The organism is Haloarcula pellucida (assembly GCF_014647235.1).
GTDB classification, from domain to species: domain Archaea; phylum Halobacteriota; class Halobacteria; order Halobacteriales; family Haloarculaceae; genus Haloarcula; species Haloarcula pellucida.
Window position 1 is genome coordinate 467692 of the sequence record NZ_BMOU01000002.1, and the last position, 15073, is coordinate 482764.

Here is a 15073-nt window from a genome sequence, read left to right on the forward strand (position 1 = left end):
TCGATCGTTGGGAGACTGTTTGATAAACGTTCTCGGCCGAGTATCGTCGGCGATACTAGGAGCGCCGCGAGCGCAGCGCGGACCACACCGCGACGGCACCGAGCAGGAACGCCGGAACCAGTGGCAGCGCCAGATAGGCGGCCCGAAGCGTCAGGCCCAGCGAGCGGACCACGCCCTGTGCGGCCGGTAACACGAGGATGGCGACAGGAATCACGAGGAAGCCGACGACGACCATCCCGACGAGGGCCCACCCCTCCCAGCCGAACTCGTCGCTCGTCTCGGCCTGTCTCGGCGGTTCGCCGCTGGGGCGGTGGACGTAACGACTGTCCTCGGCCGTGTCGCCGTCGTCGGCCCGCGACTCGTCCGGCGTCACCATCACGGTCTCGTCCCCGTTCTCAGGCACCGTCCTCACCGCCCAGACCGACGTCGCCGGACAGCCAGTCGCCGCGCTCGGATGCGTCTGACAGTTCGAGGCCACGTCCGCCGCCATCCGTGCGGACGGCACGGCCGCCGCGGTCGGTGTACTGGACAGCGTGCATACTCCGAGTTCAGGATAGCGTGTGCAAAACGCTGGCGGTCCGCCGTTCAGGCCGGCTTGCGGGGGGACGGTCGGTCGATTTCGAGGATGCTCACTCGGTGGTCGTCGTCTCGTTCGTGTTCGTTCCACTCGTCGAGCGCCGTTCGGTGGTCCTCGAATACCCCCTCGAACGTGCACTCGTGACACGTGACGTGGTAGACCCTCTCCATACGCTGTTTCATACGTGTACTTATAATAAAACTTCTGGGCGAGCGATGAATAAAAGCCATCGCGTGGGGCACCCCTGTAGCCGGAAAGACTTACCACCGGCGGGCCGTCGTATCGGTATGGTCGATTTCCAGTCCCGCGATACACGTCGGGCGAGCAGCGACGATGGGGACGAAACCGACGACGAAGACGACGCGGAGCGAGACGAGACGGCGGCCGACCAGTCCGGCGACGGGACGACGGACGGAGAGCGTGCAGCAACCGACAGCACGACGACGGCCGAGACGGCTGTCGAGACCGACGCGGCGACCGAGCAGACCGACGCCGACCACCCGACGGCGGACGCGGCGGAGTCGTCGGCCGCCGACCCGCTGGGCGACCGAGGGTCGACCGGCGCGGTCGAGTCCGACTCGGCGGCGGCCACGGAGTCGACTGCGGAGACGCAGTCCCGACCGGCAGGCCACGACGACTCGACCGACTCGTCGGCGACGGCCGACACGGCCCAGTCCGCGGAGCGACACCCGGCCGGCGGCGCGGCAGGGTCGAAAGTCGCTAGCGGTAACCCGTCGACAGCGGCCGACCGCCCGTCGCAGACGCCGGCCGTCCGCCCGGTCGAGGTGGCGCTCGTCACCGTCGGCACGACGACCGGGCAGGGCGAGGACCCGACGGGTGAGGCGCTGACGACTGCGCTCGAGTCGGCCGGTCACACGGTCACTGCACGGGAACGACTGCGCGGGGACTACGACGGTATTCAGCAGGCCGTCGACAATCTGGTCGGCCGCGACGACGTCGAGGCGGTCGTCACCGCTGGCGGCGTCGGTATCTCGGCTAGCGAGGTGACTGTCGAGGCGGTCCACCCGCTGTTCGAGAAGGCCCTCCCCGGGTTCGGCGAGGCGTTCAGGACACTCCTGTTCGAGCACATCGGGACCGGCATCGTCGCCGTTCGGGCCACCGCCGGTATCACAGCGGCGACGCCCGTGTTCTGTCTCCCGGCCGACGCCGAAGCCGCGACCCTCGCGGTCGACGAGATAATCGCAGCGGAGGCCCCGGAACTGGTCGACCACCTGCAGGAGTAACCCGTACCGCTCGCGGGTCGGGTCCACCGACTGCGACCGCGTCCGGTGCGACCGGCTAATTATGAAGCCCCGCCGATTTCATTCGTTTCATACCGTTTACTCCGCCGCAAACGGCCGAACGCCCTCGGTTTCGCGGAATCCCCGGTCTCGGCGGCGGTCGCCGGTCGAAATCGTCGGTTTCCGGACCCACAAACCGCGAAAAAACGACTTAATCGCGACCTTCCTTCAAGTGGGACGCTCCTCACCCCCCGAGTGCAATGTCCGAACGCGAAGCCACCCGACGTGGCGTCCTGAAGGGTATCGGTGCGTCAGTCGCTGCTGCGATGGGGACGGCGGCCCTCTCCGGGTCCGCCGCCGCGAGTAGCCCGTGGGAGTCCGTCGAGTCGCCCACGGGCAACACGCTCTACGACGTGGAGTACACGGACGCGGGGGCGTACGCCGTGGCCGGCGGTGGCATCGTCCTCGAACGGACGGAACTTGGCTGGCAGAAGATTCTCGACGGCGGCCCGACCGGCAACGGCAACAGCCTCTACGGCGCGGACGTGACAGACGACGGCGAGCGCCTCTGGTTCGTCGGTAGCTCCGGCGCCATCGGCGAGTACGACGTCGAGTCCGGCGTCCTCACCGACCACAGCGCGCCCATGGACGTGACCAACAACTTCAACGACGTCTCGGTCACGGGGCAGGCCGGCGAGGCCAACGTCTACGTCGCCGGCGACTCGGGGAAGATGTACTACTCCTTCGAGAACGGCGCCAGCGAGACGTGGGAGTACGTCACGCCCGGGTCCGGGTCGGCCATCAACGCCGTCGACTTCTTCGAGGACCGCAAGGGCCACATCGTCGACGGCAACAAGTCCGTCTTCCGCACGCAAGACGGGTCGACGTGGAACAAGATAGGGCTGGCAGACGCCAACGTCAACTTCTACGGCGTCGACTCGGACGGCTTCGACGACGTCTGGGTCTCGGGCGGCGGCGGCATGCTATTCCACTGGGACGGCGTCGAGTGGACGCCCCACGACACCGGTGACGCCGGCCTCCGGGACATCGAGGTCACCGACGGCGACGGTGACGGTTACACGGTCGGTGGTGGCGGCAAGGTGTACGAACTCGATAGCGAGTGGACCCAGAACCAGACGCCGACCGGCCAGAACCTGAAAGCCGTCGTCCGCGGCTCGGTCGACATCGCCGTCGGGGCCGGCGGCACCATCATCGAGCGATAGCGTCTCGGCTGTTCGACGGTCCGCCACCGCTCCCACTCTCGGCACGCCCCATCTGATGCCCCCTCGTCGTGACGGCTCGGCTGTCACCGTCACGAACGCCCGCCGCCCGTTCTGTGTCTTCCGTCCCGGTTCCCGCTGGCACTGCCGTTTTGCCGCTGGCCGACTAACTGCTCCCATGGAGACGATTCAGGTGCAGGGCGAGTCCGTTCCCGCACTCGGCCTCGGCACGTGGCAACTGACCGGGCCGGACTGCCGCGAGACGGTCCGGACGGCGCTGGAGATGGGCTATCGACACGTCGACACCGCACAGGCCTACGGCAACGAACGGCAGGTGGGAATGGGCATCGACGCCGCCGACGTGGACCGCGAGGACGTCTTTCTCGTGACGAAACTCGACGGGCGCAACCGGAGCGCGCGGCGGGTCCGCCAGTCCGCCCGCGAGAGTTGCAACCGACTCGGGACCGACTATCTCGACCTCCTGCTCATCCACTGGCCGAACACGCCGTGGATGGCGCCCCTCTCGGAGACGCTCGGCGCGATGAACGACCTCGTCGACGACGGCCTCGTCGAACACGTCGGCGTCAGCAACTTCTCGCGGTCGCTGCTCGACGAGGCCCGAGAGCGCTCCGACGCCCCGATTCTCACCGATCAGGTGCAGTATCACCCCTACTGTGACCAGCGGGAACTGCTCGATTACTGCCGCATCCACGACGTCCTCCTGACGGCGTACAGTCCGCTGGCCCGCGGCGGCGTACTGGAGGACCCGGCCCTCGTCCAGATCGGGAACCGCTACGGGAAGTCACCGGCACAGGTCGCGCTCCGATGGCTCGTCCAGCAGGACGGCGTCGCCGCCATCCCGAAGGCGTCCAGCCGCGACCACCTCGAAGCGAACCTCGCAATCTTCGACTTCACGTTGACCGACGCGGAGATGGCACACATCCGCTCGCCCTCGAAGGTCAAGACCGGGTACCACTACTTCCGGTCACAGTTGCCGTTCTGAGTGTGCCATTCGGCCCCATATATAACGTTTTCGCGGCCCGGATGTAGGTGTGCAATAGTAACCCAGTTTTAGATAGTAACCCTGCGTCTCTCAGTACGTCATGGCAACCGAAACGCCACCGACGATGGAGACGTACAGCCCGGAGACCATCCTCTCGACGATGGGGTCGATACAGAAGATGCTCGTGGTCGGCGCCGTCTTCGCGGGCGTGGGATATCTGCTCGTCGGGGCCGCGTTGTTCCTCGAGTTCACGCAGTTCCACCCGCTCATCGACCAGTTCTTCGCCACGCAGACGACTCACAGCATCGCCGGCGGTGGCCCGGACCGCGCCGGTGCGTCCCTGCTGAACGCGCAACTCGCGACCATCCACAAGTACCCGTCGCTGTTGCTCTGGCTGAAACTCGGCGGTATCGCCCACATCCTCGTCGGCATCTTCGTCGCGTTGGCGGCTATCGTCCGCACGCTGACGCTGGTGCCCCACCGACTCGCCTACGCGATGGACGAGTGAACAGCCGGTCGTCTCGTACCTGTCTCTGGCTAGCTGGTCGACGCCGACGGCTGGTCGAGCGCCTGTTTCTTGCCGCGATAGTACAGCCAGACCAGCACCACGATGGTCAGTGGAAACAGGACGAGCGCGAGGATAGCCAGCGGCGGACACAGGAGGAACAGGGCGAACGTCCGCCAGGAGACGACGGTGTCGCGGGCCATGGTTGGCCGCTCTGTCGGACAGTCTATGGGTGTTGTGGTCCCGCCGCCGAGAAGGGTTTTGCCGTCGGCGGCCCAAAACGCACGTATGGTGACGCCGCTTTCGGACGACGTCTGGTGGTACGACCTCTCGGGAGTCAACGCGTACCTCGTCGACGACGACGGGACGTTGACGCTGGTCGACGCCGGGATGCCGTGGCACGGCAACTCGCTCGTTGCCGGCGTCCGAGAGGCCGGTTTCGAGTTGCGCGATTTGGAGCGGATTCTGGTGACCCACTACGACCTCGACCACGTCGGCGGCCTCTCGGCGTTCGACGGCGTCGACCTGACGATATACGTCGGCGTGGCCGACGCGCCGTACGTCACGGGTACCGACAAACCGCCGCTGACGAACCACAAAGGGACGCTCCAGCGACTGACTCGCCGTCTCGTCTCCGCGCCGTCGAACCCCGTCGAAACCGTGGCCGACGGCGATACGGTCGGTAGTTTCACGGTCTACCACACGCCCGGTCACACGCCGGGCCACGTCTGTTACGTCAGCGAGGCGCTGTCGACGGCGTTTCTCGGCGACCTCGTGCGGGAGAACCGCGGGGCCCTCTCGGCGTCGCCGTGGCTCCTCAGCTACGATACGGGCGCGGTGACGCGGAGTCTCCGCGAGTTCATCGACCGCGTGCCGCCGTTCGAGGTGGCCGCGATGGGCCACGGCGTCCCGTTCGAGAAAGGGGGGAGCGGGCGCGTCGCAGAGTTGGCGGCGACGGTCTGAGGCGGGACTACAGTTCCTCGGCGACGGCCTCGGGGCCGAGCAGGTTCGGGTCGACGACGAGGTCGGTCTGTCTGCTGGCGAAGTCCGGCAGCGACCCCTCGGCGTAGACGACGATCCGCAAGTCGGGCACGAGGTCCTTCGCGACGGCGATGGAGGTGGCCTGTGCCATCTCGGTGAGGAGGTAGACGTCGGCGTCGTGGATGCCGGCCTCCTCTAGCCCGGGGCGGTTGCCCACGTCGGCGACGGTGACGCTGTGGCCCTCCGCTTCGAGTGCGTCGGTGATGCCGTCGGGGTCGGACCCGACGATGATGACCTGCATCGTCACTCGTACTCGATCGTCGCCGGCGGTTTGTGGGTCACGTCGTAGACGACGCGAGCGACGTTCTCGTGGGCGCCCGTGATGCGGCTTTGCATCCGCTGGAGAGTCTCCCAGTCGAGTTCCTGTGCGCGGGCGGTCATGCCGTCACGTGACTCGACGGACCGCACCGCGACGACCCAGCCGTGGACGCGGTTGTCGCCCTTGACGCCGGTGGCCTTCCCGATGACGGCCGCGAGGGCCTGCCACGGCTCGTACTCTTCGAGTTCCTCCTCGACGACGTGGTTGGCCTCGCGGGCGACTTCGAGTTTCTCCTCGGTGACCTCGCCGATGATGCGGACGGCCAGACCGGGGCCGGGGAACGGCATCCTCTCGGAGATAATCTCCTCTAGGTCGAGTGCGCGGGCGACTTCCCGGACCTCGTCCTTGTAGAGGTCGCGCATCGGTTCGACGATGCCGTCGAAGTCGATGCGCTCGGGGAGGCCGCCGACGTTGTGGTGAGACTTGATGGTCCCCTCGCTCTCGATGCGGTCGGGGTAGATGGTCCCCTGGACGAGGTAGTCGGCGTCCACCTCGCGAGCGACCGTCTCGAACTCTCTGATGAACTGCTCGCCGATGATGTGGCGCTTCTCCTCGGGGTCCGTCTCGCCTTCGAGTTCCTCTAAGAAGCGGTCCTGGGCCTCGACGATGCGCAGCGAGTCCATGTAGTCGAACGTCTCGCGAATCTCGTCGGTCTCGCCTTTCCGCATCAGACCGGTGTCGACGTAGACAGCGGTGAGCTGGTCGCCGATGGCCTCGTAGGCCAGCGCCGCGGCGGTCGAGGAGTCGACGCCGCCCGAGAGGCCGATGACGGCGTTCTTGTCGCCGACTTCCTCGGCGATTTCGGCTGTGGCCTCCTCGATGAACGCCTCGACGTCCACCATCAGTGGCTCACCTCCTCGGTCTCGGCGGCGTGGGGGTCGTCGCCCAGCACGGCCTCCAGCAGGCCGACGAACGGCGGGCTAGCCCGTGTCGGGCGCGAGCGGAACTCGGGGTGGAACTGCGTCCCGATGAAGTACGGGTGGTCTTCGGGCGCGAGTTCGAGTATCTCCATACGGTTCCCGGAGCGCCCGGAGAACTTCAGCCCGGCGTCTTCGAGTCGGTCGAAGTACTCGGGGTTGACCTCGTAGCGGTGGCGGTGTCGCTCGGTGCAGGACGTGCCGCCGTACAGCGTGGCGGCGAGCGTCCCGGCCTCGATGTCCGTCTCGTGGGCACCCAGTCGCATTGTCCCGCCCATGTCCTCTATCTCGTACTGCTCGGGTAGGATGTCGATGACGGGGTGGGGCGTGTCCTCGTCGAGTTCGGCCGAGTGAGCGCCCTCCAGTCCGAGGACGTTCCGGGCGTACTCGATGACGGCGAGCTGGAAGCCCAGACAGAGGCCCAGATAGGGCACTTCGTTCTCGCGGGCGTACCGGATGGCGTCGATCTTGCCCTGCGTGCCACGGGTGCCAAAGCCGCCGGGGACGACGATGGCGTCGGCCTCCTGCATCCGCTCTTCGTGGTGGTCGGGCATCTTCTCGGAGTTGACCCACTGGACGTTCACGTCGACGTTCTTCTCCAGTCCGGCGTGTTTCAGCGCCTCGTGGACGGACATGTAGGCGTCTTCGAGGTCGTACTTGCCCACGAGCGCGACGTCGACTTCGCCGTCGGTCTGCTGGGTGACGAGTTCGCGCCAGCGGTTCTCGCGCTCGTCCTCGGGCAGCGCCTCGTCGGCGATGTCGAGCTGCTCCATCACGTACTCGTCGAGGCCCTCCTCCTCGACCATCAGCGGGACGTGGTAGATGTCGTCGACGTCCGGGTTCGAGAACACCGCTTCCGTGGGCACGTCACAGAACAGGGCTATCTTCTCTCGCGTGTCGATGTCGAGTTTGTCCGAACAGCGGCCGACCAGAATGTCCGGCTGGAGACCGATAGAGCGCAGTTCCTTCACGGAGTGCTGGGTGGGCTTGGTCTTTTGCTCGCCGTTCTTCGAGTAGGGGACGAGCGTGACGTGGGTAAAGAGGATGTCGTCCTCGTCCTCCTCGTGGGCGAACTGGCGCAGGGCCTCCAGATAGGGCATCCCCTCGATGTCGCCGACGGTGCCGCCGACCTCGATGATACAGACGTCGTTGCCCTCGGCGGCCTCGCGGATGCGCCGCTTGATGTCGTCGGTGATGTGCGGGATGATCTGGACCGTGCGACCGAGGTAGTCGCCCGCGCGTTCCTTCTCGATGACGTGCTGGTAGGTCTTCCCCGTCGTGACGTTGTGGTCGAAGGTCATGTCGATGTCGAGGAACCGCTCGTAGTTCCCCAAGTCGAGGTCGACCTCGCCCCCGTCTTTGAGCACGTACACCTCGCCGTGCTGGAAGGGGTTCATGGTACCGGCGTCGACGTTCAGATACGGGTCGATTTTGACCGCTGTAACGTCGAACCCGGCGTTCTTGAGAAGCCTGCCCGTGCTGGCGGCGGTGATGCCTTTCCCCAGGCCAGACATCACGCCACCGGTGACGAAGATGAACTTCCGACCCAGTTCCGGGTCGTAGTCCGTTTCGGGTTCGGTCGGCATACCGACCGTGGACAGTGTGTCGCCAAAACGGTTTCGGGACACCCGTCGTTCGTCACGCCCTGTCAGTCAGACACTGGACGTTTGTGTCCCCGCGCCGGTCACTGACGACCGCCGTCACCGAATCAGCGTCCGGCTGACGGTGACGACCAGCGCGAGCGATAGCGCCGAGAAGACCGCGTCGTCAGCGGTGGCACCGACGGCGAGGAACAGCGCCAGACCGGCGAGAAAGCCGGTGACGAGCGAGACGGCCCCGTGGGTGACCCGCGGACCGATGGGTAGCGGTCGTGCTGTCGACATAGTCCTGTATAGTACATTATTGATGATAAGGATATGCCCGAACTCACTGGCGATGGTCGACTCCTCAGTTCGCGACCGGCTGTGAGATGATCCACAGCGAGAGCACGGTGTACCCCACCATGACGACGACGAGCGGGAGATGTGCCCGCCGGGCGGCGCGGCCGTACCGCCCGACTGCGACGGTGTGGGCGGCCACGACGGCGACGAGGTGGCCCCCGACGACGAGTGCCACCTGCGACCCCCAGAACGCCGCCAGCGAGAGGCCCGCGACGGGGTCGGGCGCGAACAGGCCGGCGGTCGTCAGGTCGGCGAGCGTCCCGAGGTTCCGGAGGACGAACGGGTAGGTGTGGGCCACCTCGTAGGCCCCCGCGATGGGGAGCAACGAGGCGGCGAAGGCCGTCGCTGTCCGGCCGACCGGCCGCGACTCGCCCGCGGCGGCGTCGACGAGCGAGACGGCGGCCCAGTAGCTCCCCAGAAACAGCGCGAACCCGGCGAGATACAGCACGGTTGCGGCTGAGGTCGGACCGAGTGCGTCGGGCATCGCGGCCAGCAGCGCTCGGAACGTCGTCGTCTCGGCCATGCCGTCGAAACTGACAGTGTACAGCGCGAGGACGACGAACGCCACCGTCGAGCTATCGGTCACGGTGCGGGTGCAGGCCCGCCACGGTGCTCGGAGCGTTATCCGGTAGCCACTGTCGACGTGTACCGGTGCGATTCGGCCCAGCAGTCGGTAGAGCACCGCCAGCGGGTCGGCCCGGCGGAGCCACGTCGGCCCGAACGCGAGCGCTCCGACGACCATCACGAGGGCGTAGCCCGCGACCAGCGCGGCGGTGAGACGCGGGGAGCGCGGGAGCGTCGTGAGGTTCTCGACGACGCCGACCAGTAGCGCGAACCCGGCGACGGCGGGCCAGTCGCCGAGCGGTTCGGGGTACTCACCCAGTAGTGCCGGCTGGTCCCCCTCAAGCCACGCGAGGCCCGCATACAGCGTGCCCCACGGCGAGACGACGCGCCACGGACTCCCGGCGACGACGGCGAGGAGGCCGAGCCCCTTCAGCCACACCGGCCAGAACAGTACCGTCGCGACGTTCTCCGACGCGATCTGCTGGCCGAGGATGCCGGTGGCGAGGACGGCAATCAGCGCGAACAGGCCGACGGTCCGCCCGGCGTTGGCGAGCGTCTGTACGGCCCAGAAGGGGAGGGTGAGCGCCGGTGTCTCGTGGCCGCCACCGGCCTCTCGCTCCCCTATGGCCAGCCACCCCGCGGTGACGGCGACGGTGCCACCCGCGCCGGTGTACAGGAGCCACAGCGGAATCGGTGCCTCGACGCCGCTGCCGACGCTTCCGTGCGCGCTCGCGACACCGGCGAACCCGAGGGCCGCGAGCGTCGTGACTGTGAGCGCGAGCGCCCGACAGCGGCGGCGGCGGTCCATACCCCAGACTGGCCCGCCGCCGGGCAAGTACGTACCGCTCTCGCTCGCCCGGCGCAGACGATAGCCGACCTTATGCTCGCCGGCCGTCGAGTGTCGACAATGCGACCCCGGACGACCCTCGTCGCGCTGCTGGTCTGCGGTGCGCTGGCCGCCGTCCTCGCCGTCGGCGTGACGGCCAACGGCGGCGCACTCGCCCAGACGTGGGTGAGCGACACGGCCCGCCAGAACGAGGTGAACCACCACGCCGTCGGCGTCGGTCCGCGCGGCGACGTTCTCGTCGCGCCCGTCGCGGCCGTCCCCAACGCCGAACCGATCGGCCCGAACTCCTGTTCGCTCGTCCGTCTCCGACCGAGCGACGGGGCGACGCGCTGGCGGTGGAGCGTCCCGGCCGGAGAGTGTTTCACCCACGCGCTCACCCAACCGGCCGTCGCGGACGTAGACGGCGACGGCGGGTTGGAGGCCGCCGTCGGCACGACGGAGAACGCCGTCGTCGTCCTCGACGCGGCCACCGGCACCGAGGAGTGGCGCGTGCCGCTGTCGACGTACGGCTACGGCCAGCCCTCGGTCGGGAACGTCACCGGCGACGCGGGCCCGGACGTCGTCACGAGCGACATCGCGGGGACGCTCGTCGTCGCCCACGGGAACGGGACCGTGGCGTGGCGACGAGACGCGAACATGACCGTGTGGGCGCGGCCGCGACTGGCCGACGTGGACGACGATGGGGCCTCTGAGGTGGTCCTCGGCGGCGACGGCGGCGTCGTCGTCTACGAGGGCGACGGTGCCGAGCGGTGGCGTACCGACGTCGACGCGACGACGCTCGCCGTCGGCCCGGACGGGACGGTGCTGGCGGGCAGTACGGGCGAACTGACCGCGCTCGACGGGGCCACCGGCGAGCGGCGGTGGACGGCCGACATCAGCGGGACACCCCGAATCCACGACGTGGGCGACGCCGACGGTGACGGCCGCGCCGAGGTGTACGCCGGCGTCGCGGGGAACTCGGTGCTGGCCGTCGACGTGGACGCCGGCGAGACCGAGTGGCGAACGTCGCTGGGCGGCGGCGAGCGCCAGACGGCCTACGCGCCGGTGCTGGACGACGTGGACGGCGACGGCACGCAGGACGTGATTGCAGTGACGAACGACGGCACCGTCGCGGTTCTCGACGGCCGGACCGGCGAGGAACGCGCGGCCTACGAACGCTCGGTCCCCATCTGGACGTTCGCCACGTCGGCGGACCTCGACGGTGACGGCGGGGCGGAGGTGCTGGTCCGGTACGGCGACGGCCGCGTCGTCGCGCTCGACTGGACCTCGTCCGGCGGGAGCGCGCTCGCCGTTTCGCCGGTCGCTACAGGTGCGCCCTGAGGAACGTTGCCACCACGTCGGCGACGTCCTCGGCCTGCCCGACGAAGTGATGATCCGCGGCGACCGACTCGACGGCGTGGCCGAGTTCTCGGGCGCGTTCGACCACCGGCCGCCAGTCGACGGTGTCGTCGCGGTCGCCGTAGACGACCTGTACCGGGCAGTCGATGGCGTCGAGTGCGTCGACGGCAGCGCCGTTCGATAGGGCGGCGGGCGGGGCCAGTACCGAGAGGGCGGCGGGGGCATCGTCCTCGCTCACCTCGGCGGCCGCCCGGAGCGCCACGTCGGCGCCGAAACTGTAGCCGAACAGGCCGACGGCGTCGTAGCGCTCGCTCGCCCACGCCAGCGCGTTCTCGGCGTCGACGCGCTCGCCCCGCCCCCCGTCCCACGGGCCGTAATCGAACCGGAGACAGGCGACGTCGGGACCGAGCGCGTCGCTCACCGCGCGAAGCCGCTGGTCCGACCGACTGCCCCCGTACCGGGGGTGTGGCGGGCAGGCGACGACGGCCCGGTCGGTCTCGGGCGAGTCGAGGGTCGCCACGACCCGCCGACCACCGGGGACGTGAACTGTCTCGCTCATGCCCACACCGTCGGCGGGTGCGGCCCTGTATCTGTCGCCGCAGCACGCGCCGCGCGGTCGTCCGAAGCGTCGTCGCCTCCGTTGGCCTACCCGGTGACGGCCGTCTCACGACGGCCAGTAGTGGAAGAAATTTAAGTCGACAGCACCGAACTTTGAGCCATGGGAATCCTCTCGCGTGCCTCGTACATCATTCGGTCGAAGGTGAACGCGGTGCTCAACCGTTCTGAAGACCCCGCCGAGACACTCGATTACAGCTACGAGCAGATGCGAAACGAGTTGCAGGACGTCAAACAAGGCATCGCGGACCTGACGACCCAGAAGAAACGGCTGGAGATACAAAAGCGTCGGTTAGAGGAGAACGTCGAGAAGCACAACGATCAGGCCCGACAGGCCGTCAAGCAGGACCGTGAGGACCTCGCCCGGCAGGCCTTAGAGAAGAAAAAGCAGAAGATGACCCAGATAGAGGAACTCGACTCCCAAATCTCTCACCTGGAGTCCCAGCAGGACCAACTCGTCGACCAGAAAGACGAGCTCCAGCGCCAGATAGAGCAGTTCCGCACCAAGAAGGAGACGATGAAGGCCCGCCACGAGGCCGCGAAAGCCTCGAAGCGAGTCAACGAAGCCATGACCGGGGCCGGCGACGAGATGGAGGACGTCAACCGTGCCATCGAGCGCGCAGAGGAACGCACCGAGGACATGGAGGCTCGCGCACAGGCGATGGACGAACTCCGCGAGGACGGCGTACTGGAGGATCAGCTCTCCGATAAGAGCTCGCTGGAGCAGGAACTGGAGGACATCCAGCAGGAGGGGGCCGTCGACGCCGAACTCGACACGCTGAAACAGGAGATGGGCAAGGCCGACGAGGTGACCAGCGAAACCGAATCCGCGGACGCCGAACCCAGCGACGCCGAGACGGAACTCGAACAGGAACTCGCCGAGGACACCGCCGCCGACGTGGAGACGCCCGACGTCGACGAGAGCGAGGTCGAGTCCGAACTCGAAGAGCTCAAAGACGACGAGCAGGCCTGACGTTCCGTTTCCCGCCGTTACTGCGTGGGCTCACAGCGGCCAGACGAACGCGACCGCCACCGTGGTGACGACACAGAGGAGCAACTGCAACGGCGCGCCGACGCGGGCGTAGTCGGTGAACCGGTAGCCGCCGGGACCGTACACCATCAGGTTCGTCTGGTACCCGACGGGGGTGAGGAAGGCGGTTGCGACGGCGAAGGTGACGACGAGTAAGAAGGGCGTCCCGTCGACGCCGACGTCCTGTGCCGTCGCGACGGCGATTGGCGCCATCAGCACGACGGTCGCGACCGGGGTGATGAGGCTGGCGAGAACCGCCGTCAGGAGGTAGAACAACGCGAGCAAGACCAGCGGCGGCACGACCACGGCCACCTCGGCGAGCAAGCCGCCGACGAACGCCGCGCCGCCGGTGGCCTGCATCGCCGCGCCTAGAGGTAAGAGCCCAGCCAGCAGGAAGACGACGTTCCAGCTAACCGCGTCGTAGGCCCGCGAGGCCGGGATCGACCCCGTCGCGACCATCGCGACGACGCCGCCGAGTGCGGCGATGTAAATCGGAACCACCCCGACCGCGGCGAGCGCGATGACGGCGACGAGGATTCCCAGCGGGAGCAGCGCTCGCGGACTGAGTCTCGGCGGGGGGGCCGATCCCTCGCCGTGGATGACGTCGAACAGTTCGGGCGGCCCCTCCGTGAGGACGAGATATCCCTCCTCCTCCAGATGCGCTATCTCGTCGACCGGCGTCTGCAACAGCAGCGTGTCCCCGGCGGCGAGTTCGACGCCGGCGAACGCCTCCCGGATGACGGTGTCGCCGCGTCGAATCGCCAGCACCGTCACGTCGAACCGCGAGCGCAGGTCCACGTCTCCGAGCGTGCGGCCGCGCAGTCGCGACTCCCCGTGGACGACGGCCTCCGCGAGCACGCCGGAGTGGCCGCTCTCGGCCAGTAGTTCCTCGGTCACGGACTCGCGGGGGAGTTGTCGCAGGCCGTAGCGTTCGCCGAACTGGTTGACTGCCTGTGTGCTGCCCCGAACCGTCAGCACGTCGCCCGGTTCGAGCGGTCGGTCGGTCGCCGTCGCGAAGAAGGACTCCCCGTCCCGGTCGATCTGGAGCACGTCGACGTCTATCGGCTCCGGTTCGGTGGGTTCGCCGTCGGCGAGTGCGACCTCGCCGTCGTCGGCCGCCACGACGGCGTCCACGCCGTCGCTGTCGAGGGCCTCCGCGACGGTCAGACCGACCAGCGGCGAGGACTCGCGGACCGTCAACTGTGCGAGGTGGCGGTCCATGTCGAACTCCTCGGTGAAGTCCGCGAACGGGCGTATCCGCTCGGGGACGAGCACCCGGCCGACGGTGAGCAGATAGCCGACGCCGACCAGCAGGATGACGATACCGACGGGCGTGAGCGTAAACATCGAGAACGGTTCGTTCAGCAGGTCTCGGGAGATGTCGCTCGCGAGTAGGTTCGTCGCGGTGCCGACGAGGGTGAGCGTCCCACCGAGCATCGCCGCGAAGGAGAGCGGCAGGAGGAACTTCGACGGCGAGATGCCGTACCGTTCCGAGAGACCGGTGACGAGGGGGATGAACACGGCGACGATGGGGGTGTTGTTGACGAACCCCGCGCCGACGCCCGTGGTGCCGACGATGGCCGCGAGCAGTCGTCGCTCGTCGCCACCGGTGAGCGCCGCCAGTCTGGCACCGAGCCAGTCGACCACGCCGGCCTCTTCTATGCCCGCGCTGAGGATGTACATCGCGACGATAGTGACCACCGCAGGACTGGCGAACCCCGCGATGGCCTCGCGTGCGGGGACGCCGGTGTACGGTTCGAGGACGGCCAGCGAGACGAGGACGGCGATAGCGGTGATGTCCGGGGGGAGCCACTCGGTGACGAACAGCGTCAGGGTGGCGGCGACGAGTGCGAACACTACCAACGCACCCGTCGAGAGCGCTGCCATACTCCAGCCGAACGTTCGGCCGTGTGATA

Annotated in this window: 18 protein-coding genes; 7 read left to right on the forward strand and 11 right to left on the reverse strand. The window is 67.9% G+C overall.

The annotated features are described in order from the left end of the window. Positions 1-55 precede the first annotated feature (55 nt). Genes IEY28_RS09055 through IEY28_RS09065 form a run of 3 tightly spaced genes read right to left on the reverse strand, consistent with a single transcriptional unit; the run spans position 56 to position 747 of the window. Entirely contained in the window at positions 56-403 is a 348-nt protein-coding gene (locus IEY28_RS09055) for a DUF7977 family protein (RefSeq protein ID WP_227015598.1), read from the reverse strand. Next, entirely contained in the window at positions 396-539 is a 144-nt protein-coding gene (locus IEY28_RS09060) for a hypothetical protein (protein WP_188996551.1), read from the reverse strand. The genes IEY28_RS09055 and IEY28_RS09060 overlap by 8 nt, the downstream gene beginning before the upstream one ends. Before the next feature lie 46 nt (positions 540-585). Then, positions 586-747, reverse strand: coding sequence for a hypothetical protein (locus tag IEY28_RS09065; RefSeq protein WP_188996553.1), 162 nt, complete (start codon positions 745-747; stop codon positions 586-588). Between the two features lie 117 nt (positions 748-864). Here IEY28_RS09065 and IEY28_RS09070 point away from each other — a divergent pair, with 117 nt between their 5' ends. The 4 genes from IEY28_RS09070 to IEY28_RS09085 all read left to right on the forward strand — a co-directional run bounded on the left by IEY28_RS09070 (position 865) and on the right by IEY28_RS09085 (position 4549). Next, entirely contained in the window at positions 865-1821 is a 957-nt protein-coding gene (locus IEY28_RS09070) for a molybdopterin-binding protein (protein WP_188996555.1), read from the forward strand. 257 nt (positions 1822-2078) lie between these two features. Further along, positions 2079-3041 (forward strand): WD40/YVTN/BNR-like repeat-containing protein, encoded by a 963-nt coding sequence (locus IEY28_RS09075; RefSeq protein ID WP_188996557.1) that lies wholly within the window; start codon positions 2079-2081, stop codon positions 3039-3041. A 175-nt stretch (positions 3042-3216) separates the two neighbouring features. Continuing rightward, on the forward strand, positions 3217-4041 hold the full coding sequence (locus IEY28_RS09080; RefSeq protein ID WP_188996559.1) for an aldo/keto reductase: 825 nt from the start codon (positions 3217-3219) through the stop codon (positions 4039-4041). A 100-nt stretch (positions 4042-4141) separates the two neighbouring features. Next, positions 4142-4549 carry a hypothetical protein gene (locus IEY28_RS09085; RefSeq protein ID WP_188996561.1) on the forward strand — a complete coding sequence of 136 codons (408 nt, stop codon included), beginning with the start codon at positions 4142-4144 and terminating at the stop codon, positions 4547-4549. 29 nt (positions 4550-4578) lie between these two features. On the opposite strand, the gene IEY28_RS09090 is transcribed toward IEY28_RS09085, so the two are convergent. Next, the gene (locus IEY28_RS09090; protein ID WP_188996563.1) at positions 4579-4749 is read right to left on the reverse strand and encodes a hypothetical protein; all 171 of its coding nucleotides are present in this window, start codon (positions 4747-4749) and stop codon (positions 4579-4581) included. An 85-nt stretch (positions 4750-4834) separates the two neighbouring features. Here IEY28_RS09090 and IEY28_RS09095 point away from each other — a divergent pair, with 85 nt between their 5' ends. Beyond that, positions 4835-5509 (forward strand): MBL fold metallo-hydrolase, encoded by a 675-nt coding sequence (locus IEY28_RS09095; RefSeq protein WP_188996565.1) that lies wholly within the window; start codon positions 4835-4837, stop codon positions 5507-5509. Between the two features lie 7 nt (positions 5510-5516). Here IEY28_RS09095 and IEY28_RS09100 read toward each other — a convergent pair whose 3' ends face one another. From IEY28_RS09100 to IEY28_RS09120, 5 genes are all read right to left on the reverse strand, one after another. After that, positions 5517-5828: a DUF7126 family protein gene (locus IEY28_RS09100; RefSeq protein ID WP_166972249.1), complete on the reverse strand. Its 312-nt coding sequence runs from the start codon at positions 5826-5828 to the stop codon at positions 5517-5519. A gap of 2 nt (positions 5829-5830) precedes the next feature. Further along, complete coding sequence (gene guaA, locus IEY28_RS09105; protein ID WP_188996567.1) at positions 5831-6748, reverse strand: glutamine-hydrolyzing GMP synthase; 918 nt, start codon at positions 6746-6748, stop codon at positions 5831-5833. After that, positions 6748-8409, reverse strand: a complete 1662-nt coding sequence (locus IEY28_RS09110; RefSeq protein ID WP_188996569.1) for a CTP synthase — start codon at positions 8407-8409, stop codon at positions 6748-6750. The genes guaA and IEY28_RS09110 overlap by 1 nt, the downstream gene beginning before the upstream one ends. 114 nt (positions 8410-8523) lie before the next feature. After that, on the reverse strand, positions 8524-8706 hold the full coding sequence (locus IEY28_RS09115; RefSeq protein ID WP_188996570.1) for a hypothetical protein: 183 nt from the start codon (positions 8704-8706) through the stop codon (positions 8524-8526). Between the two features lie 64 nt (positions 8707-8770). Further along, a complete protein-coding gene (locus IEY28_RS09120; protein WP_188996573.1) occupies positions 8771-10135 on the reverse strand; it encodes a hypothetical protein in 1365 nt (454 codons plus the stop codon). 99 nt (positions 10136-10234) lie between these two features. Between IEY28_RS09120 and IEY28_RS09125 the strand changes: the two genes are divergently transcribed. Further along, on the forward strand, positions 10235-11494 hold the full coding sequence (locus IEY28_RS09125) for an outer membrane protein assembly factor BamB family protein (protein WP_188996575.1): 1260 nt from the start codon (positions 10235-10237) through the stop codon (positions 11492-11494). Here the strand turns inward: IEY28_RS09125 and IEY28_RS09130 are convergent. Further along, positions 11478-12071 carry an alpha/beta hydrolase gene (locus IEY28_RS09130; protein WP_188996577.1) on the reverse strand — a complete coding sequence of 198 codons (594 nt, stop codon included), beginning with the start codon at positions 12069-12071 and terminating at the stop codon, positions 11478-11480. The genes IEY28_RS09125 and IEY28_RS09130 overlap by 17 nt on opposite strands. Positions 12072-12230: 159 nt before the next feature. Here IEY28_RS09130 and IEY28_RS09135 point away from each other — a divergent pair, with 159 nt between their 5' ends. Next, the gene (locus IEY28_RS09135) at positions 12231-13100 is read left to right on the forward strand and encodes a PspA/IM30 family protein (RefSeq protein ID WP_188996579.1); all 870 of its coding nucleotides are present in this window, start codon (positions 12231-12233) and stop codon (positions 13098-13100) included. 30 nt (positions 13101-13130) lie between these two features. On the opposite strand, the gene IEY28_RS09140 is transcribed toward IEY28_RS09135, so the two are convergent. Further along, positions 13131-15044, reverse strand: a complete 1914-nt coding sequence (locus IEY28_RS09140) for an SLC13 family permease (protein ID WP_188996581.1) — start codon at positions 15042-15044, stop codon at positions 13131-13133. Positions 15045-15073 lie beyond the last annotated feature (29 nt).